Source organism: Leeuwenhoekiella sp. A2 (assembly GCF_047946655.1).
GTDB lineage: Bacteria > Bacteroidota > Bacteroidia > Flavobacteriales > Flavobacteriaceae > Leeuwenhoekiella.
The window spans coordinates 4,120,988-4,141,177 of sequence record NZ_CP172311.1 but is presented as its reverse complement, the minus strand read 5'-3'; the positions used below and the strand labels follow the sequence as shown (position 1 = coordinate 4,141,177).

Here is a 20,190-nt window from a genome sequence, read left to right as displayed (position 1 = left end):
ATAAATTATAAAGCAGAAACCGGAGAAGGTGTAATACCTCTCCGGTTTTTTCTATTTTTAAGAATGCAAAAAATCGACTCCTTTATTGCCGAAATCGCCTCTTTTGTGTGGGGTTTGCCACTTCTCGTACTTTTAATAGGCGGCGGGACTTTTTTACTCATCTATTCCCGTTTTCTTCCGTTTAGATATTTAGGACATGCCTTAAACGTTCTACGCGGTAAATATGATGATCCTAATGATCCCGGTGAGATTAGTCATTTTCAGGCATTGACTACCGCTTTATCTGCAACAGTGGGTATGGGAAATATTGCAGGAGTTGCCGTAGCAATTGCTGTTGGTGGCCCGGGAGCGGTTTTCTGGATGTGGATAAGCGCTTTAGTTGGTATGGCTACCAAATTTTTTACTTGTTCGCTGGCTATCATGTATCGCGGTAAAGACAGTGCAGGTGAGATACAGGGCGGTCCCATGTATTTTATAACTGAAGGTCTGGGCAAAGCCTGGAAGCCTCTGGCCGTTTTCTTTAGTATTGCAGGTTTGGTAGGAGCCCTTCCCGTTTTTAATGTAAATCAACTCACTCAGGCTATTAATGATATTTTGCTTGCACCTAACGGAGTAGAAACGGGTTTTACAACAGATCTAATTATAGGTTTGAGTCTGGCGGCAATAACATCTGTGGTGATCTTAGGAGGATTAAACCGAATATCTCAGACAGCTTCCAAACTAGTTCCATCAATGGTGGTTCTTTATTTTCTGGCTGTAATGGTCGTCCTTTTTGTCAATGCTTCAGAAGTACCGCATTATTTCGGTCTTATATTCACTGATGCTTTTGCAGCGAAAAATTATACAGGTAACCCCATGCTTGGTGGGGTCGTGGGCGGACTCATAATCTTAGGAATACGCAGAGGTGCTTTTTCTAATGAAGCTGGTGTAGGTACAGCTCCTATGGCACATGGCGCCGCTAAAACCGCAGAACCTATAAGAGAAGGTCTTGTTGCTATGCTGGGACCTTTTATAGACACGATTATTGTTTGCACCTTAACAGCTCTTACAATTTTAGTAACGGGCGTTTGGAAGACCAGTGATTCAAACGGTGTTACTCTTACGGCTACTGCTTTTGCAGATTCCATTCCTGGTATTGGTCCATATGTATTATTGATATGTATCGCTGTTTTCAGTATTTCTTCCTTATTTTCTTATTCCTACTATGGTACGAAGTGCTTGTCATTTCTTTTTGGCGCAAAAAACAAACACATTTACAATTATTTTTATATCGCCAGTATATTAATAGGAGCGACAACATCTTTAAGTCTTATGATTAATTTGATCGATACATTTTTTGCACTTATGGCGATACCCACAATGATTGCTACAATATGGATGGCACCACGAGTTATGAAGCGGGCAAAGGCTTATTTTAAGAACTTAGAGACAACTTAGAAAAATATTATTTAAGCTTTCGCGAAATAAAATGAAGTCGAGGTAAAAAAAGTAAATATAATTCTTCGGCGTTTTTTAAAAAGCGTTATATTTGCACCCGCAAAAAGGGTCGCGTAGCTCAGTTGGATAGAGCATCTGCCTTCTAAGCAGACGGTCACAGGTTCGAATCCTGTCGCGATCACTTCTTCAAATTAAAAGCCTCGCATTGCGAGGCTTTTTTTTGTTTTAGACTTTTAATTATTCTCCTTAACGCAGATTATCAATACGTTCACTAGATACTAACTAGACTTTAGAAAGTCCTGTAAGTTTTTGTTAGAGCCGTACAAGACGATAATATCACCTTCCATTAAGACTGAACTTGCAGAAGCTACGCCTTGTGCTTGTTTAATGACTTGTGTGTGACCTATAGCACTCTCGCGCTCTACATTGCGAAGAATAGTAAGCACCAGAAGATTAAATTTTTCGCGAAGCGGAATCTCGCCCAGCGTTCTGTTTATATATCTCTTTGGGACACCGGTTTCTATAATGCTAAAATCCTCGGTAAGTTCAAAAGAATCTACCACACCGCTCATACATAGCTTTTTTGCCCATCTTTCCGCAGTTTCCTGTTCTGGGCGAGCGATATCATCTACGCCAATCGCCATAAGTACTTTCTCGTGCAACGGATTTATTGACCGACTTATAAGTCGTTTTACTTTCAGGTTTTTAAAAAGAGCCGTAACCATAACATTAGTTCCCTGATCTTCACCTATAGCAACAATTACTACATCAGTATCTTTTAATGGTAATCCTGAAACCGTAGATTCATCTGTAGCGTCAAGTTGAATCGTGTGCGAGATGTTTTCTTTAAAAGCTTCCACTTTATTGATATCAGTATCGATACCAATTACTTCGTTTCCACGCAGTGTGAGCTTAGCAGCGATAGAAGCGCCAAAATTCCCTAATCCTATAACGATAAATTTCATAGCCTTTAGTTAATAGTTATCTCTTCGGTAGGATAACGGTAGTTTTTATGTTTTACTTTTTTGAAAATGGCAATTAAAATAGTGAGCATATTAACCCGCCCAATAAACATGATCATGATGATTATAAATTTACTGGAAGAGCTTAATGAATTGGTAATACCCACACTGAGACCTACGGTACTATAAGCCGAAAAACACTCAAAAGCGATACTTATTAAGGTTTTGTCTTTATCAAATGCAGAAATGAAAATTATTCCCGTACCTATAACCATTAAGGATAGAGAAATAATAGCAAAAGCACGGCGTATAGAAATGTCTGCGATCTCGCGTCTAAAGAGTTCGATCTTAGATTTTCCTTTCGCCAGGCTTATAAAATTCATGGTTGCAATTGCAAAAGTACTCGTCTTAATACCACCACCGGTAGAAGCAGGAGAAGCACCAATCCACATAAGTAGAAAGATCATCATTATAGTAGAAAAATGCAGCGCGCCCATATCTATGGTATTAAAACCGGCTGTACGTGGCGTGGCTGCGCCAAAGAGTGCTGTTATGAATTTCCCTATGCCATGGTGTGCGGCAAGCGTATTGTTGTACTCATTACAATAGAAAAATATTGTTCCTACCGCTGTAAGCGAAAAAGTCGTTATAAGCGTGATACGACTATTTAAGTGCAGCACCCAGGGTCTATAAGCGCGCGTCTCATGAAGCGCTCTTGAAAATTTATTTATTAAATAATACTTCAGATAATTTAAGACGTTTACAATAATGGGAAATCCTAAACCCCCTAAAACGAATAGAAATATAATGATGACCTGTAAACCGTAATTAAACTGAAAGTCAGATTCATACAAGTTATTTGACAAAGTAGAAAAACCAGCGTTACAAAAAGCTGAAATAGAATGAAAAACCGCAAAATAACTTCTTTCCACGAAAGTGGGAAAATCTTTAGGATTGAGGTTGAAGTAAATGAAAATCGCTCCTAAAAGTTCTATAGCAAAAGTGATTACAATAATGATTTTTAATGTTTTAAAAACATCTCCAATTTTTTTAGAATTGGTCATATCGCTTAAAACCAGCTGATTTTCATAAGTAGAACCACCCTTAAAGAAGTAGCTAAAATAACTGGCGAAAGTCAATATTCCTAAACCACCTAATTGAATTAAAATGATAATAATGGTCTGGCCAAAGGTTGTAAAATAAGTGGCTGTATCAACCACAATAAGTCCGGTTACACATACCGCGCTGGTAGAAGTGAATAACGCATCGAGAAAGGAAATACCTTCATAAGTTGCTTTAGGAAGCATCAATAAAATAGCTCCCAGTATAATTATTGCAAGAAAGCTGCTTATGAATAATTGTGCGGGGTTGAGCAACGTGCGTTTGTAATTGAGGTTTTGCTCTGCAAATTCTCTTATAAAAGTTAGTAAGATCACATACTTTACCCAATTATCATCGTAGAAGAACGAGAGTTGCTGGTGCGCTTCATGCGAAAAGAAATGAATGAGCACAACGTATAGCGTAAGCAATACACTTATGGCATCAAAAGCGATAACCTTAAAACGTATCTGTTTGCGCAAGAGAATGTAACGCACGGCCGTGGTAGCGATTCCTAATGCGAGAACAATGAAGTAAAAACCATTGATGAGTTTTTGTACTCTGTCAGAATGACTAAAACCAAAGTCAAATACAAGTACAAATACGCCAGTAAGACTCAATAAAAAAGCAGCCCGAAATAATATCTTTAGAGAGAATTTTTGAAAAAGTTTGTCCAGCATTTTATTAGAGTCGCAAAGGCGGCAAAGTTAGCAAAATAATATATGAAAGAGTCTTAAGTACCTGGCTTGAAATGAAGAAAAATAACTGGTGTTTTTCACCCGTTTTTAACCGATTTTACTCCTTTTAAGCCTACTTTTTTAATAGCGGGTTTATTACTTCCCACACGTTTTTTGCCACAATTTTATGTCCCTCAACCGTTGGGTGAATGCCATCTGCCTGATTTAAAGATGGAATCCCGGCAACATTTTCAAGTAGAAAAGGAATTAAAAAAACGTCGTTTTTAGCCGCTAAATCGGGAAAAATCTGCCTAAAATCGGCGGTATATTCCTGACCCATATTTGGTGGAATCTGCATTCCTGCGAGAACTATGTTAGTTTCAGGATCTTTATTTCGCACCGTATCGATGATTGCCTGCAGGTTTGTGCGAGTTTCGTCTAGAGGTATTCCGCGTAAGCCGTCATTCGCTCCTAATTCTAATATAAATATATCTACATTTTGTTTCAGAACCCAGCTAATTCTGTTTTTCCCACTGGCAGTTGTTTCTCCACTTAATCCTGCGTTTACCACATTGTAATCATAGCCCAGTGAATCTAATTTAGACTGCAAAACAGCAGAAAAAGCATCATTAGGGTCAAGTCCGTAGCCCGCTGTCAGGCTATCGCCAAAAACAAGAATTGTATTAGAACCATCAGTTTTTTCCGGCTCGGTTGTGTTTTCAGTATTCTGTGGTTGTTCTTCATTTTTAGCATCTTTCGGTTTGTCACCACAGGAAACAAAAAGGCTTAAAACGAAAAAAGTGAAGTATATATAAAAGGTTCTCATAGCTGGTGTCTTAAAATCAAAATCAATTCTTTAAATTGACTGTTTTTGAGAAAGAATTAATAGTTGTAAGATGGCAAAAATATTAAATGTTCACAACCTAATAAAAAGCTATTCCAGCGGGTCTAAGAATTTACGGGTACTTGACGATATTTCATTTTCTGTAGAAGAGGGCGAGACCTTTGCTATTGTAGGTCCCTCTGGTAGTGGTAAAACTACTTTATTAGGTCTTTGCGCAGGTTTAGACCATCTGGATTCTGGCAGTATAGAGTTGTGCGGCACTTCATTAGATTCGCTAAGCGAAGATGAACGCGCGCTTTTGCGAAATGAAAACGTGGGCTTTGTTTTTCAGGATTTTCAATTGCTGCCTACACTTACGGCAATTGAGAATGTGGCGGTTCCGTTAGAATTACAAGGCGCTAAGAATGCTGAAAAAACCAGTAAAGAACTTCTGGAAAAAGTTGGTCTGGGCAATCGTTTTGATCATTATCCGTCACAACTTTCAGGTGGAGAACAGCAACGTGTGGCGCTGGCACGGGCATTTTCTACGCAACCTAAGATACTTTTTGCGGATGAACCTACGGGAAATCTGGATTCTGAAACCGGTGAAACCATCATCAAACTTCTTTTCGATCTTAATAAAGACGCGGGGACAACGCTTGTAATAATTACGCATGATCTTGAACTTGCAGAAAAAACAAATAAGATCTTACGCCTTAAAGGCGGAAAAATATTAAGTGAAAATAGCGCTGTACTTTGAACATGAATACAAAAAGATCTCAGCCCGGCCTGCAATGGCTGTTTAAAATGGCGTGGCGTGACGGAAGAGCAAGCGGCAGTAAGTTGTTGCTTTTTATGGCTTCTATAGTTTTAGGAATTGCGGCGGTGGTTTCTATTACCTCATTTGGTGAAACCTTAAAAGATAATATCGCATTACAGTCAAAATCCCTTATGGGTGCCGATTTTATTATTGATTCGGGTAATCCTCCTAATGAGGTTGTGAGCAGAATTATAGATTCCCTGGGCGGCGCTAATGCAAAAGAAATATCTTTCGCCTCAATGGCGGCTTTTTCGCATACTGATGCTACAAAATTGGTGCAGGTGCGCGGTATTGAAGGTGTATTTCCGTTATACGGTGATCTGGAAACTGAACCAATATCTGCAGCTGCTAATTATCAAAATCAAAATGCAGCGCTTGTAGATGCAACCGTAATGCTTCAGTTAGGTTTAAAAGTGGGCGATAGCATAAAGGTGGGTAATGTAACGCTTCCCGTTGCCGGTGCTTTAAAATCTGTTCCCGGAAGCATGGCTATTTTTAGTTCTGTAGCCCCGCCGGTTCTTATTCCTTATAAATACATTGCAGAAAGTGGCCTCGTACAAACCGGAAGCCGCATAGATTATAAATTTTATTTTCTGGCTCCGCCCGGTACAGATTTTGAAAAATTAGATCAGGATCTTGATCCACGTCTTGATGCGCAGGAAGCCGATCTTGATACCCATGTTTCTACCAGTGAGAGAATGGGGCGCAGGTATGACAACTTTGGTAAGTTTTTAAATCTGGTTGCTTTTGTAGCTTTGTTGCTGGGTTGTGTGGGCATCGCCAGTGCGATAAGTATCTATATTAAAGGAAAGTTACGCGCAGTGGCTGTGCTTAAATGTCTGGGAGCAAGCCGTAGACAAACCTTTCTTATTTTTCTTATTCAGATAGGAGTGATGGGATTTTTAGGCGGGGCGGTAGGCACTGCTATAGGACTGTTCTTACAGCAATTTTTTCCTATAATTCTGGAAGGTTTTCTGCCGGTTGATGTGGAAATTACGATTTCGCTGCAATCTATATTAATGGGACTTTCGCTAGGCGTTTTTATGTCTGTTTTATTCGCTTTATCGCCTTTAATGGCTACTTTATACGTCTCGCCTTTACAGGCTTTGCGCGTAAATGAAGATAATTCTGATAAACCAAAATGGGCAACTCTTCTGGTGTGGGGAGCAATTTTACTTTTCATTTTTATATTCTCATTCTGGATTTTAAAAGACTGGCGATATTCGCTTGCATTTGTTGCTGGTATTGTAATTACTTTTTCAATTCTCGCAGCAGTTGCCGGTTTATTCATCAAGCTGATAAAAAAATACTTTCCGCGTTCATGGAGTTTCACGGGCAGGCAGAGTTTGTTGAATTTATTCAGACCTCAAAATCAAACATTGATATTGATCCTGGCAATTGGTATCGGGACATTCCTGATAAGCACCCTTTATTTTACGAAAGATCTTTTGCTTTCGCAGGCATCTCTGGAATCAAACAGGGACAGCCCAAATATAATTTTGCTCGATATACAGAGCGAACAAACCGAAAATGTAGCTAAAACCATAGAAGAGAATAATTTACGTGTTCTGAGTAAAGTGCCTATAGTTACCATGCGTGTTGAAAGTTTAAATGGTAAAAGTGTAAATGAGATTCGCAAAGACACCACTTCTCAAGTAAATGGGTGGATTCTCAATCATGAATTCAGAGTTACATACAGAGATTCTCTTATTGCTTCAGAAGAGCTTGCGGTTGGTGATTTTGTGACTCAGGTGAACACCGCAGATCCTGTCCCTATTTCGGTAAGTGATAATTTTGCGAATGATGCAAAAGTAGAAGTAGGGGATTTGGTTAATTTTAATGTTCAGGGCGTTTTATTAAAGACAATTGTTGGCAGTATTAGAACGGTTGACTGGAGCAGAATGCAAATGAATTTTTCTATAGTTTTTCCTAAAGGTGTGCTGGAAGATGCACCGCAATTTGGTGTAATCACAACTAATGCTCCAGATGAAAGTGCTTCTGCCGCACTTCAGCAGAAAATAGTAAAGCGTTTTCCTAATATTTCAATCCTTGACTTACGCCAAATATTAACCGTTATTGAGAACATTCTTGACAAGATCTCGTGGGTGATAAATTTTATGGCTTTCTTTAGCATCCTCACCGGAATTATCGTTTTAATAGGCGCCGTACGTACGAGTAAATACCAGCGAATTAAGGAGAGCGTGCTTTTAAGAACGCTGGGGGCCAGAAGCAACCAGATTTTAAAAATATTAGCTTTAGAATATGTCTATCTGGGAATTTTAGGAGCGCTTACAGGAATAATTCTCTCTTTGATAAGTAGCCAGCTATTAGCCTATTTGGTTTTTGATACTGTTTTTGTGCCATCGCTTTTTCCTTTTCTTGTATTATTTCCGGCGATTACTCTACTTGTGGTAATAATTGGTTTGAGTAACAGTGCCAGTGTAATTAAAAGTCCGCCGTTGCAGGTTTTACGTAAAGAGGCGAGGTAAAGGTTAGTAGTAATTAACTCCCTCACGACAACTTGCCTGGATTTTGCAATGTCCGATATTGCGGTTGTTGAGGCTATTTGATTTTGAACAACGTAATTTATTAAATATTAAAGTATGACGAATCAATAATATAGCCTATACAAAAAGTAGGGATTATAACCACTTTTCTCAACTGATGCTATAAGATTTTTGTTTAGTATACTGTGGATTTGATTTATATTTATCTACTATCTTTTAAATTTGCTGAGGTGCTTAGTTTTTATTACCGGTTTCTTTAAGATCCTTTAAAAAATTTGAAATTGAGTCTCCCATATCTTTTTGTTCAAATAGTATATTTCCGAAATATCTTTTATAAATTTCTTCTTTAATTTTGTTTTTAATTTCTTTATCTAAATCATCTATTTTTAAAGTAGCCTCAAAAGCCCTTAGTTCATTAGCCATTTGTGTATATTTATCTGCATTTCTCCTATGTCGAGCTGATTCTCTTGAGGTATATATTGCAGGTATCATTAAGGTAAAAACAAGTAGTGATCGAGTTAGATAATGATACCATTCTGCATTCTTGTATATATTCCAGACAGTAATTCCGAGTATTATAAGAACAACAGTTATCATTAGCTGAATGCTTAATTTTCTGTAATAATTGGCTTGTTTTTTTTGTTCGTCTGAGTATTCATCGAATCGAGACTCTTTGTAGTAAGTTGTTGCAATTTTTAAAGTTATTTCAAAATCTTTTTTCTTTCCCTCCAATTCATTGAACTTATTATCCCAAGAATTAACTTTTTTTTCAAAACCTCCAATTATACTATCAATTTTTTCTTCTATTCCTTTCTGATACAATCCCAAATTTTTATCAATAGAATTCCTTTTTGCATCTATTCGTTTGTCAGTTTCATTTTCAATTTTGGTAACATACTTATTAATAGCTTCAATCGCTGCTATTTGTGAATCTTCAATTTTTTTAAATGAGTTTTCTGACTTTGATTGAAATTCATTGATAGTTTTTAAAATATTTTCTGCTTTATTTTTCTTTATTTCATATTCCGCAAAAATTGGAATTGTCGATTCTTCAATTCCGTTTATTTTGGATAAGAGTATCTCCTTAAAATTTTTGTATTCAGATATGAGGTGATGGTAAATATTTGAAATGTAGTAGTTTATTAACTGAATATATTTAGCATCCTTGTAGGAATCATAATTTTTAAACTGATCTGCAAGTGATTCAATCTCTTTTTTGATATTTGCCTTAGTTTCGACATTGCAATTATCAAAAATATTGCCTTTTGAAATTTGCTGATATAATTCTTCTACTTTCAGAAAGGACTCAACCAAATCTTTATCATTAAGATCATAATCTGTTTTATTTTCAATAAGTTGTTTTAGATTCTCCATAATAAATAATCTCTCAAGAACTTACCATCTATAAGGGTGGGTAAGTTAACTATATCTCTAATATAGTAAATCTTTTAATTTTTTGAATCATTTTTTGTATCATAAAGGTTTGTTTTTCAAATGTTTGTATTTTTTTCTATTAATAATCTACACATAATTTTAGTTTCTCAATGATCTTCCTAATTTCATTTTGAGAGTTTAGCTTAGTTCTCCAACCGACCATAACTTAAGAATACCTTTAGAAGCTCATCCTACTTTTGGGTCAAAATTGCTACTATGGCAAAATTGGTTTTGGCCTTTATTTTTTTTAGTATTTCTATTCAGCTTGTTGTGGCACAACAGCAAAATCTTCAATTTTTTATAGCTCAGGCGAAAGAAAACGCACCTGCTTTGCTCGAGAATAAAAACCTGCTGGCAATAGGTGAGTTTCAGAATTCCATTTTGATTGCGCAGTATAAAGCCTTAAAAGTAAATATAACTTCAGAAGTACTGGTTGCTCCTTATTTTAATAATAACGGGAAAGTTATCGATATCACCACAACGCCGTCGCCTGATGCGTACGGATATGATGCGGGCATTACCAACGGCGGACTATATTCGGCTCAGTTAAATATCACTAAAAATCTATTCAACCAGTCGTCTATTAATAATGTGCTGTTGCAAAACAGGATCAGCAGTAATGCGATCGATCTTTCTTCGCAGGACATTGCGCATACTATTATTAAAAATATTGCAGATACGTATATTTTGGCTTACCAGCTTCAACTGCAAAGAGAATTTACACAAGGCGTTTTAGATGATATGCAAAAAAGGCTTCAGGTGGTCGAAATTCTGGTGAAAAGAGCTGTTTTAGTAGAAAGTGATTATTTGCTTTTAGAACTTGATGTGGATGCTAAAAAACTCGAATTAAGTCAGATTGAGACCAATTTTAAAGCTACCGTAAATCAATTATATACTTTAAGCGGAATCCCGATTCCTGATAATCCACCGGAAAAATTAGCAGAACCTAATTTTGAAAGGGTTACAAATCCGCAGAAGCATTTTTACGAGAGAAAATTCAGAAATGACAGCCTGCAGATTGAGGCGGCGCAACGTGTGTTTGAGATTCAGTATAAACCGCAATTAGCAGCTTATGCCAATACCGGTTTTAATGCGACAGACACCAGATATATAGATCATAATCTAGGTGCGAGTGCGGGTTTACGGCTCACGATTCCGCTATATGATGGTAGTCAGAGAAAGTACAATGCACTGCAAAGCGAACTCAAATACGAGAATCTGCAACATTATAAAGAGAATGCTCAAATTCAGCAGAAAAATAACCTGAAAAGTATTGAGCAGCAGCAAACGGCTTTAGCCGAAAATCGCCAAATGCTCAATTCACAGATCAAGAAACAGGAAACCGTTTTAGAGATCTACAAAGGCAAACTCGTTCAGGGGCAGATTTCAATCATAGATTACCTCAATGTTATTCAGAATTACAAAACAAACGTATACACAAACTTGCAAATGCAAACCAATCTGTGGCTGTTGCAAAGTCAGTATAATTTTATAAACTGGTAATTATGGTCAAAAAAGGCGGCAGATTATTAAAAAGCTCAGGGCGAAAAAATAAAAATATGCTTTTCTTACTCCAGAAAATGGGCACAAAAGTACCGATTTTAGTGCTGTTTTTGGCGATTTTTAGCGGCTGCGGTAACAAGACTGAAACTACAACCGAAGCTAAAAAAGCACCTATACAAGTTTCGGTGGCAAAGATTCAGCAGCAGGATATTCGCGAGTATCTCACGTTTAACGGAGTCACAAAATACCAGAAGAAAGAAAATATTCGGTCTAATGTTACCGGTTATATTTCGCAGATGAATTTCAAAATTGGTGACCGCGTCAATCGCAATCAGGTTTTCGCTTACGTGCGCACAAAAGAGCAGGACGCTTTGGCCGAAGCCATAAAAGTTGATAGTTCGCTGGCAAAATTCGCGCATCCCATAAGCATAAAAAGCAATGCTGCCGGAGTGATTTCGGTTTTGAATGTTTTTAAAAACGATTATGTAGCAGAGGGCGATTCACTCGCCACAATTGTACAGCCGCAGTCGCTTGTAATTCAGGTAAATGTTCCGTTTGAATATCAAAATCAGGTGACTGTGGGAACAGAATGTGAGATTCTTTTACAAAATGATGAAACCATAAACGCTAAAATTTCCGGAAAGCTGCCTAGCATAGATCCTGTCGCCCAATCACAAAATTTTCTCATAGCCCTGCCTGATGCAAATCTGCCCGAAAATCTAAATGTGCAGGTAAAAATCGTCTCTAAAGAGGCAAAAAACGCGCTGGGAATACCAAAAACGGCTTTACAAACCAATGAATTACTCACTAAATACTGGGTGATGAAAGTAGTTAATGATTCGCTAGCGATCAGGCAGCCTGTTCAGCCTTTACTGCAGACAGATTCTTTGGTTCAGATAGAATCGAGCGCTTTAAAATTAAATGATCGCGTGGTGACAGAAGGTAGTTATCAAATGCAGGATTCAACACTAATAAGCTTTCGCGAAAGATGAAAAATCTGCATGAACGATACAAATATCCGCTTTTAGCCATCGCAATTCTATTGTTGGCCGGTGGCGTTTTTACCTATCAAAACTTAAAAACCGGACTCTTCCCAGATATTACTTTTCCGAAAATAAAAGTGATTGCAGATGCGGGGCAGCAACCTGTTGACAAGATGATGACCACGGTGACTATTCCGCTGGAAAATATCATTCGTCGTACCGAAGGTTTGCAATATATCAGAAGCACAACCTCGCGAGGAAGCTGTGAAATTTCGGTTTTTCTCGACTGGAATACAGATATAAATACAGCCAAAGCGCAGATAGAATCTTTTATCAATCAATCTCAGGGCAGCGTTTTACCCAACACTACTTTTTCGGTAGAAAAAATGAATCCGTCTATTTTGCCGGTGATGGGCTATTCGCTAGAAGGGGACGATTACTCGCAGGTAGATCTTAAGAAAATTGCCAAATACCAGATAAAACCATATTTGGCCGCCACGCCCGGTGTTTCAGATATTGCGGTTATTGGCGGAAAAGACAAAGAATATCAGGTGATATTAAAACCTGATGTCATCAAATCGCTGGGCATTGCGATAAGCGATATTCAGAATGCGATTGTTAATTCAAACCTGTTGCAGTCAAACGGTTATATTACCGATTATAACCGCATGTATCTCACACTTACAGATAACGCGGTAGATAATCTTGACGACCTGCAAAACCTGGTTGTGATCAATAATCCCAGCCGCTTGATTCGGCTTAAAGATGTTGCAGATGTTGAGGTTAACGAAGTAAAACAGTATATAAAAATTCTCGCAAACGGGAAGAATGTTCCCATTATCGCCGTCGTAAAACAACCCACAGCAAATCTGGTTGATGTCAACAATACCATCGAGCAAAAAGTAAAGGAATTAGCCGATATTTTACCAAAAGGAGTGGTTTTAAAACCCTACTACAAACAAGCCGATTTTGTAAATACCAGCATAAAAAGCATCAAAGACGTATTGTGGATTGGTCTTGTTTTAGCGCTGCTGGTTGTTATTTTCTTTTTGCGTTCATTTTCGGCTAGTATGGTGGTTTTGTTTACCATTCCGGTTTCCCTTTCGCTTACGCTCATCATTATTGACGCCGTAGGTTACACCTTTAATATCATGACGCTGGGATCGGTGGCTGCGGCAATCGGTTTAATGATAGATGACGTGGTGATTATCATTGAGCAGATTCACAAAATACGGGAAGAAAACGAAGATAAAAGTATAGGCTGGTGTGCACATGAAGCCATACAGCATTTGTTTCCTGCCATGGTAGGATCTTCATTAAGCACGCTTGTTATATTCATTCCGTTTGTATTAATGACGGGGGTTGCGGGTGCTTATTTTAAGGTGATGGCATTTAGTATGATCATCGCGCTGGCTTCCTCATTTGTAGTTACCTGGCTGGTTGTGCCGGTATTATCTATTTTGTTTTCACGAAATAAAAAGACGAAAACCAATCACAAAACTAAAACCCGCTGGATACATAAAGTCCTTGCAAAACCGATAATCGGACTCGGATTTCTAGCCATTTGTATCGCAATTCTGGTGATTATTCCGTCGCGATTGCCTTCCGGTTTTTTGCCCGAAATGGATGAAGGAAGCATCGTTCTCGATTTTAATAGTCCGGCAGGAACTACGCTTACAGAGACAGACCGCATGCTGAGCGTAGTCAATAATATTCTTGACACACAACCCGAAGTAGAAGCATATTCCGCGAGATTGGGCACGCAAATGGGATTTTTTATAACTGAACCCAATCGTGGTGATTATTTGATCAAGTTAAAAGACAGTCGGAGTAAAACAACTGACGAAGTTTCAGATGAAATACGCAGCAGAGTAGAAGAAGCGGTACCGCAATTAACGGTCGATTTTGGGCAGGTAATTGGCGATATGTTAGGTGATTTGATGAGTTCTGTACAGCCGATTGAAGTCAAGGTTTTTGGTGATGATGTAAACAAACTGGAAACGCTTTCGCGAAAGCTGGCTTCAGAAATCGAAAAAGTACCCGGAACAGCAGATGTAAATGACGGAATTATTGTCGCCGGCCCGGTGATGTCTATTTTGCCTAACGTTCCTGTTCTTGCTCAAATGGGACTAACTCCAGCTGATTTTCAGTTACAGCTGCAAACCCAAATTGAGGGAACTGTGGTGAGTAATATGATAGATAAGGAGCAGCTGGTTGACATTAGAATTATCTACCCAGATGCCTATAAAACCTCGGTAAATGATATGAAAAACACCAGTATTTTGCTTCCAAATGGAAACAGCGTACCGCTCAATAAGGTGGCTACAATTGAAATGGGAAAAGGTGTCGCTGAAATTAATCGCGAAAATCAAAAATCAATGGGTGTGATCACGGCGCGTTTGAATAATCGTGATCTGGGTTCTACCTTGGCTGATATTAAATCACATCTTCAGGCAAATGTGAGTTTGCCCGCTGGTTATACGATAGAATATGGCGGGGCATATCAGGAGCAGCAACAGGCTTTTCACGAGCTATTAATGATCTTAATTTCGGCGGTTTTGCTGGTTTTTATTGTGATTTTATTTCTGTTTAGAAAAGTGAAAGTCGCGTTTGCCATTGTTGCAATTGCCATTCTGGGCGTCGCAGGTTGCATGCTGAGTTTATTCATCATGGGAACTCCGTTAAACGTTGGCAGTTACACCGGGATTATCATGATTGTGGGAATCATTGGTGAGAATTCCATCTTTACTTGCAGACAATATCAGGATACCAGCGAAGATTTAAGTCATTTAGAAAAAATTGAATACGCCATTGCGGCTCGTTTACGACCCAAACTGATGACTGCTTTTGCGGCGATAATGGCTTTATTACCTTTAGCTTTAGGAATAGGAGCAGGCGCACAACTGCATCAACCGCTGGCAATTGCAGTGATAGGTGGTTTGATTTTCGCTTTGCCATTACTTTTAATTGTTTTACCTACTTTGTTGAAGCTAATCAAAGAATGAGCAAGATTTAAAGCTGTTATGCATAATACAATTTAATACTATGAAAATTTTAATAGCCGAAGACGAGCGCGAACTACAACAATCTATCGCCACATATTTACAGCGAGACGGGAATGTTTGTGAGATCGCTTCAGATTATAATGATGCCGCCTACAAGCTTGATCTATATGATTATGATCTGGTAATTCTTGATGTGAATCTGGTTACCGGCAGCGGTATTGATCTGCTCAAGAAACTAAAAAAAGCAAAAAGTGAAGCCGGTGTGATTATTATTTCGGCAAATAATTCGCTTGATGATAAGCTTGAAGGTCTCGATCTTGGGGCAGATGATTATATTACAAAACCCTTTCACCTGGCAGAGCTGAACTCGCGCATCAAAGCGGTTTTACGCAGAGGGAAATTTGGTGGAGATGAGACTATTTCGTTTAACGAAATTAAAATCGACACAAAATCGCGCACGGCGTATATTAACAATAAAGCGATGAATCTTACCAGAAAGGAATACGATTTGCTTTTATTTTTTATAACAAATCAGGGGCGTGTACTTTCTAAAGAGATCATCGCAGAGCATCTTTGGGGAGACAGCAGTGATTTGCTGGATAGTTTTGATTTTATCTATGTTCACATAAATAATTTAAGGAAAAAGCTAACTTCCGCTGGTGCGAAATATATTAAAACAGCTTACGGCAGCGGCTACAAGTTTATAGAAGATTAGATTGAAGAAACAGAAAAAAACCACATTACTTAAAAAGACCTCAAAGGCTTTTATTCTCATTAGTTCTATCCTGATGGTGATAAGCATAATCGTGCTTTACTTTTATATACGGCACATAATGCAGAATGAGGTAGAGGAAGAGTTGTACTCACGTCGCTATCGGCTTGAGCACTATCTTGAGCAAAATGAAGCTTTGATAGAATTACCGCCGGTTTTTGAGATTAATAAGACAGAAAAACTAGGAGCCGAAACTTTAAAAGATACGCTGATCTACGATCCTTCTCAGGATGAGACCGAACTTTTTAGAGAACTAACCTCATATATGCATGTTAATGACAATGATTACCAGATCATTGTACGTAGTATGGTGGTAGAAAGTGAAGATATAATTCTGGTTATCTTTTTGTCGTTTTTTGGTATAATTTTCCTCATTTTTTGCATACAGTTTTATTTTAGTCAGGCTTGGAATAAGATCTTATGGAAACCGTTCTTCAATAATCTGGAGCAGATGAAAACATTCTCTATAAAATCTGATGAGCCGCTGCAACTAGAAGAAAGCGAGATTCTTGAGTTTAGCGATCTTAAAGATGAGATCACCGCATTGACAGGTAAAGTTGCGGCAGATTATAATAACCTCAAGCAGTTTACAGAAGATGTTTCGCATGAATTGCAAACTCCGTTGGCTATTATGCAAGCCAAAATAGAGAACTTACTCAATGATATTCGTATTACAGATAATCAATTTGCACAGTTTTCTTCGCTGCAAAAAGATATACAGCGGCTCGCTCAACTCAATAAAAAGATGGTGCTGCTCACAAAACTGGAGAATCAACAGTTTAAACGCACTGCGACAATTGATTTTAATGAAATGGTGCGAGAAACACTTGAGAATTTTAAAGAACTTACATCTATACCCATCATTTTTACAGAAGAAACCGATATTAGTTTGCAGGCAGATCGCGAACTCCTGCAAATTCTTTGTAATAATTTGATTTCTAACGCTATAAAATATTGTGCTGCAGAAGGAAAAATCGGTGTGGAGATCAAAAAATCGGGTTTTATGGTACGAAATTCGGGTGAAAATATGTTGAAAAATACAGAGAAACTTTTTACCCGGTTTTACAGAGAGAACAGTAATTTAAAATCAAGCACAGGACTTGGTTTAGCAATTGTTAAGAAGATCTGCGATGAATATGGTTACAAACTTACCTATGATTTTGAAAGCGGCGAACATCTTTTTCGCGTAAGCTTTAATCAATAGTTGTCACCGGTTTTTGGCTTTAGATTCACTTAAAGAAAACTTTAGAAGCGGTTTTTATTTTAGACAGGAATTAAAATAAAAATCATGAAAAAACCACTTGTTATCGCTGGCTTAATTGCCATAAATTCAATTATTTCCTGCACTTCTGTAAAAGATCTGCCTATTGCTGTTAATGAAGCTTTCGCTCGAAAATTTCCCAATGCAGACAACCCAAAATGGGATAAAGAGAATGACGATGAATGGGAAGCCGAATTTAAGCTTGACGGCGAGGAATATTCGGCCAATTTTAACAGCGATGGCCAATGGCTGGAAACTGAACACGAGGTAGAACTAAGCGAAGTACCGCAAAATATAATGGCGGTTTTAACAGATAAATATCCCGATTTTAAGCTAAAAGAGACCGAAATTTCTGAAACTGCTGAAGGAACTTTTTACGAATTTGAAATAAAAACAAACGGTTCTGCACTTGAAGTGGCTATTGATAAAACCGGTAAAATCGCAAAAACTGAAGATGCTCAGAATGATTAAAACGGGGAGATTTAAAATTTACTTTAAATTTCATTTAGATTTTATTTCTAGTTTCGCAGATTAAATCGCGATTTTGAAGTTTAAATTTTATCTGGGCTTACTGTTTTTATTCGTCATATTAAACATTGGGCAGGGCAGTTGGGGTCTTACCGAAAGTAGTGAGGCTCGCTATGCAGAGATAGGGCGGGAGATGGTAATTTCTGGTGATTATCTGCACCCACAGCTGCTGGGTATTTCGCATTATCACAAACCGCCGGTTACTTATTACCTCACAGCTTTAGGATATAAAATTTTTGGTGTTAATGAATTCGGGGCTCGCTTTTTTTTAAGTGTAGCCCTGATTATTCAGTTATTGCTGGTTTTTAAAATTGCCCTTTTACTTTTTAAAGAAGAAAAAATTGCGCTCTGGTCTGCGGTAATTTATATCTCCTTTCCGGTAGTTCTTATTGCGACACGCAATCTAACTACAGATGCTTATCTCACCACTTTTATTATTGCAGCTATATTTTTATGGCTTAAGCGAAAAAATAACGGTAGTCTCATTTATCTGTATGGCTTTTATGCAGCACTTGGTTTAGCTTTTTTAACCAAAGGTCCTGTGGTTGTGCTTCCTGTAGTAACTTTTATCACAGTTTATAAGATTGTAAATAAGGAAAGGCTGCGTGTTACAATTCATACGGTTTTAGGAGTGATATTGATGCTGGCGATCTCTGCTTCCTGGTTTGTTGCAGTAGTTGTAGACCATCCTAATTTGTGGGATTATTTTATTACAGAACAAATCGTAAATAGAAGCCTAAATGCGCAAAGCTTTCACAGAGATAAACCTTTTTGGTATTATTTACTTTTTGCACCTTTAGTTGGTTTGCCGTGGTTTGGTTTTATAATTACCGACTTTATAAAAAACCGAAAGCAGATAAAAAATACTAATAGACAAGCCTTTATTTTGGCAATAACAGTTGGGGTTTTACTTCTCGTTTTTTCTCTGTTTTCATCTAAGCTTATATTGTATATCCTGCCTGTTTATCCATTTTTGGCTTTACTGGGTGGATATTTAGCTGTTGGTATTTCGCAAAAGCGAGCTACAATTTACAACAAGATCTATCTGGGTTTCTATGCTCTATTGGTAATTGCATTATTGGTTCTCATTTTCTATGAAAAATTAAGTATAAATATTCCACTGGCGGCTATTCTCATTCTGTTTTTGATTGGTTTTAGCCTGTTTTTATATCGAAAAAAGGAGGTTTTTGAAAATCAGAAATTAATGGATTTAACGCTTGGTTTCACGGTGGGACTTCTGTGTGTCTACACACTTTTTAGCAGTGCAAATGCAGATGCGATCAATTCGGTTAAAGATCTTATGGTGAGAGTTGATGCCTTAGATGAAGACAGCACAGCAAATATCATCGTTTACGATAACAGATTACCGTCGGCGTCTTTTTATCTTGACAAAAAGATCATCACTATTGCTAACGGAAATTACCGCGCAAAACGGGAAACCGAATTTGAACAGGACACACTTTATAAAAATTATTACTACGATTTGCAGAAACCGGCAGATCTTGACCGAGCGCAAATCTTAATGCATGCCAACAACAATATTTTAATACTACGCGATAAAACCAAGGTGCCAGATTCTCTTGATTTTATCCTTAATAATTTCAAGAACAAAGAGGCGAATGGTAAATGGCTAATCTATTATTAGACTTTAGAATTACTTCAGGCTCACTTAAGAATCAATATTGAGATTTGGCGCATAATTAATCAGGTTTTAAACCTGTGATACCTGCATCAAATTCTCAATTCTTAAATGACAATTACTTCATTTACAAAATCTGATTTTCAGATTTTAAAGCATCCGTTTATCTGTTTTTTATTTGTCTGTCTCATTTTTTCAGCTTCCGCGAAAGCGCAAACAATTCAGAATAACAACCCCACAATTGAAACTGCAGGTGATATTCTCCTTGTCGCCATGCCAGTTTCTGTAATGGCAACCACGCTCATACTAAAAGACAGAAAAGGAAGCTGGCAGTTTACTAAAGGTTTTCTTTTTAACCAGGCTTTTACCTTTGGGATGAAAGTGGCTTTAAATAAACCCAGACCAAAGGGTAATGGGGACAATGCTTTTCCGTCGGGACACACTTCTACAACTTTTCAAAGTGCATCTTTTATACACAAGCGCTATGGTTTTAAATATAGTATTCCGGCGTATGCACTGGCTGGTTTTACTGCTTTTAGCCGAATAAATGCAGAGAAACATGATGGTTATGATATTCTCGCCGGCGCGGTGGTGGGAATAGGCAGCACGCTCTTGTTTACAACCGAATATGAGCAGGAACATATGCAATTGACATATAGCAATTATGAAGGAAATCACCTATTAGGATTTACATATAGATTTTAAGATGGAAGAATTTGGTTACCTTTAAACAAACAAAAT

The 20,190-nt window shown here is 37.8% G+C and carries 15 protein-coding genes and 1 tRNA gene; 12 read left to right on the top strand and 4 right to left on the bottom strand.

The genetic code is table 11. The features are described from left to right. Positions 1-63: 63 nt before the first annotated feature. Positions 64-1,437, top strand: coding sequence for an alanine/glycine:cation symporter family protein (locus tag ACH3PA_RS18130; protein ID WP_416448316.1), 1,374 nt, complete (start codon positions 64-66; stop codon positions 1,435-1,437). A gap of 107 nt (positions 1,438-1,544) precedes the next feature. After that, positions 1,545-1,618: transfer RNA gene (locus ACH3PA_RS18125), tRNA-Arg, on the top strand. A gap of 97 nt (positions 1,619-1,715) precedes the next feature. Here the strand turns inward: ACH3PA_RS18125 and ACH3PA_RS18120 are convergent. From ACH3PA_RS18120 to ACH3PA_RS18110, 3 genes are all read right to left on the bottom strand, one after another. Then, positions 1,716-2,402 (bottom strand): potassium channel family protein, encoded by a 687-nt coding sequence (locus ACH3PA_RS18120; RefSeq protein ID WP_416442649.1) that lies wholly within the window; start codon positions 2,400-2,402, stop codon positions 1,716-1,718. Between the two features lie 5 nt (positions 2,403-2,407). Continuing rightward, positions 2,408-4,177 (bottom strand): TrkH family potassium uptake protein, encoded by a 1,770-nt coding sequence (locus tag ACH3PA_RS18115; RefSeq protein WP_416448315.1) that lies wholly within the window; start codon positions 4,175-4,177, stop codon positions 2,408-2,410. A gap of 130 nt (positions 4,178-4,307) precedes the next feature. Then, positions 4,308-5,000: an arylesterase gene (locus ACH3PA_RS18110; RefSeq protein WP_416448314.1), complete on the bottom strand. Its 693-nt coding sequence runs from the start codon at positions 4,998-5,000 to the stop codon at positions 4,308-4,310. Between the two features lie 70 nt (positions 5,001-5,070). Here ACH3PA_RS18110 and ACH3PA_RS18105 point away from each other — a divergent pair, with 70 nt between their 5' ends. Both ACH3PA_RS18105 and ACH3PA_RS18100 read left to right on the top strand, forming a co-directional pair. Further along, a complete protein-coding gene (locus ACH3PA_RS18105; protein WP_416448313.1) occupies positions 5,071-5,757 on the top strand; it encodes an ABC transporter ATP-binding protein in 687 nt (228 codons plus the stop codon). Between the two features lie 2 nt (positions 5,758-5,759). Continuing rightward, positions 5,760-8,306: an ABC transporter permease gene (locus ACH3PA_RS18100; protein ID WP_416448312.1), complete on the top strand. Its 2,547-nt coding sequence runs from the start codon at positions 5,760-5,762 to the stop codon at positions 8,304-8,306. Between the two features lie 252 nt (positions 8,307-8,558). Here the strand turns inward: ACH3PA_RS18100 and ACH3PA_RS18095 are convergent, their stop codons facing one another. Beyond that, positions 8,559-9,698 carry a hypothetical protein gene (locus tag ACH3PA_RS18095; protein WP_416448311.1) on the bottom strand — a complete coding sequence of 380 codons (1,140 nt, stop codon included), beginning with the start codon at positions 9,696-9,698 and terminating at the stop codon, positions 8,559-8,561. Between the two features lie 276 nt (positions 9,699-9,974). On the opposite strand from ACH3PA_RS18095, the gene ACH3PA_RS18090 reads away from it, so the two are divergent. The 8 genes from ACH3PA_RS18090 to ACH3PA_RS18055 all read left to right on the top strand — a co-directional run bounded on the left by ACH3PA_RS18090 (position 9,975) and on the right by ACH3PA_RS18055 (position 20,154). After that, on the top strand, positions 9,975-11,261 hold the full coding sequence (locus ACH3PA_RS18090) for a TolC family protein (RefSeq protein WP_416448310.1): 1,287 nt from the start codon (positions 9,975-9,977) through the stop codon (positions 11,259-11,261). Between the two features lie 2 nt (positions 11,262-11,263). Next, the gene (locus ACH3PA_RS18085) at positions 11,264-12,253 is read left to right on the top strand and encodes an efflux RND transporter periplasmic adaptor subunit (RefSeq protein ID WP_416448309.1); all 990 of its coding nucleotides are present in this window, start codon (positions 11,264-11,266) and stop codon (positions 12,251-12,253) included. Next, the gene (locus tag ACH3PA_RS18080) at positions 12,250-15,249 is read left to right on the top strand and encodes an efflux RND transporter permease subunit (RefSeq protein ID WP_416448308.1); all 3,000 of its coding nucleotides are present in this window, start codon (positions 12,250-12,252) and stop codon (positions 15,247-15,249) included. Before ACH3PA_RS18085 ends, ACH3PA_RS18080 begins: the two co-directional genes overlap by 4 nt. Positions 15,250-15,289: 40 nt before the next feature. Further along, entirely contained in the window at positions 15,290-15,964 is a 675-nt protein-coding gene (locus ACH3PA_RS18075; RefSeq protein WP_416448307.1) for a response regulator transcription factor, read from the top strand. A 1-nt stretch (position 15,965) separates the two neighbouring features. After that, positions 15,966-17,225 (top strand): sensor histidine kinase, encoded by a 1,260-nt coding sequence (locus ACH3PA_RS18070; protein ID WP_416448306.1) that lies wholly within the window; start codon positions 15,966-15,968, stop codon positions 17,223-17,225. An 84-nt stretch (positions 17,226-17,309) separates the two neighbouring features. Beyond that, positions 17,310-17,753 carry a PepSY-like domain-containing protein gene (locus tag ACH3PA_RS18065; RefSeq protein ID WP_416448305.1) on the top strand — a complete coding sequence of 148 codons (444 nt, stop codon included), beginning with the start codon at positions 17,310-17,312 and terminating at the stop codon, positions 17,751-17,753. 73 nt (positions 17,754-17,826) lie between these two features. Continuing rightward, positions 17,827-19,455, top strand: coding sequence for an ArnT family glycosyltransferase (locus tag ACH3PA_RS18060; RefSeq protein ID WP_416448304.1), 1,629 nt, complete (start codon positions 17,827-17,829; stop codon positions 19,453-19,455). 105 nt (positions 19,456-19,560) lie between these two features. Then, positions 19,561-20,154, top strand: coding sequence for a phosphatase PAP2 family protein (locus tag ACH3PA_RS18055; protein WP_416448303.1), 594 nt, complete (start codon positions 19,561-19,563; stop codon positions 20,152-20,154). The last annotated feature ends 36 nt before the right edge of the window (positions 20,155-20,190 follow it).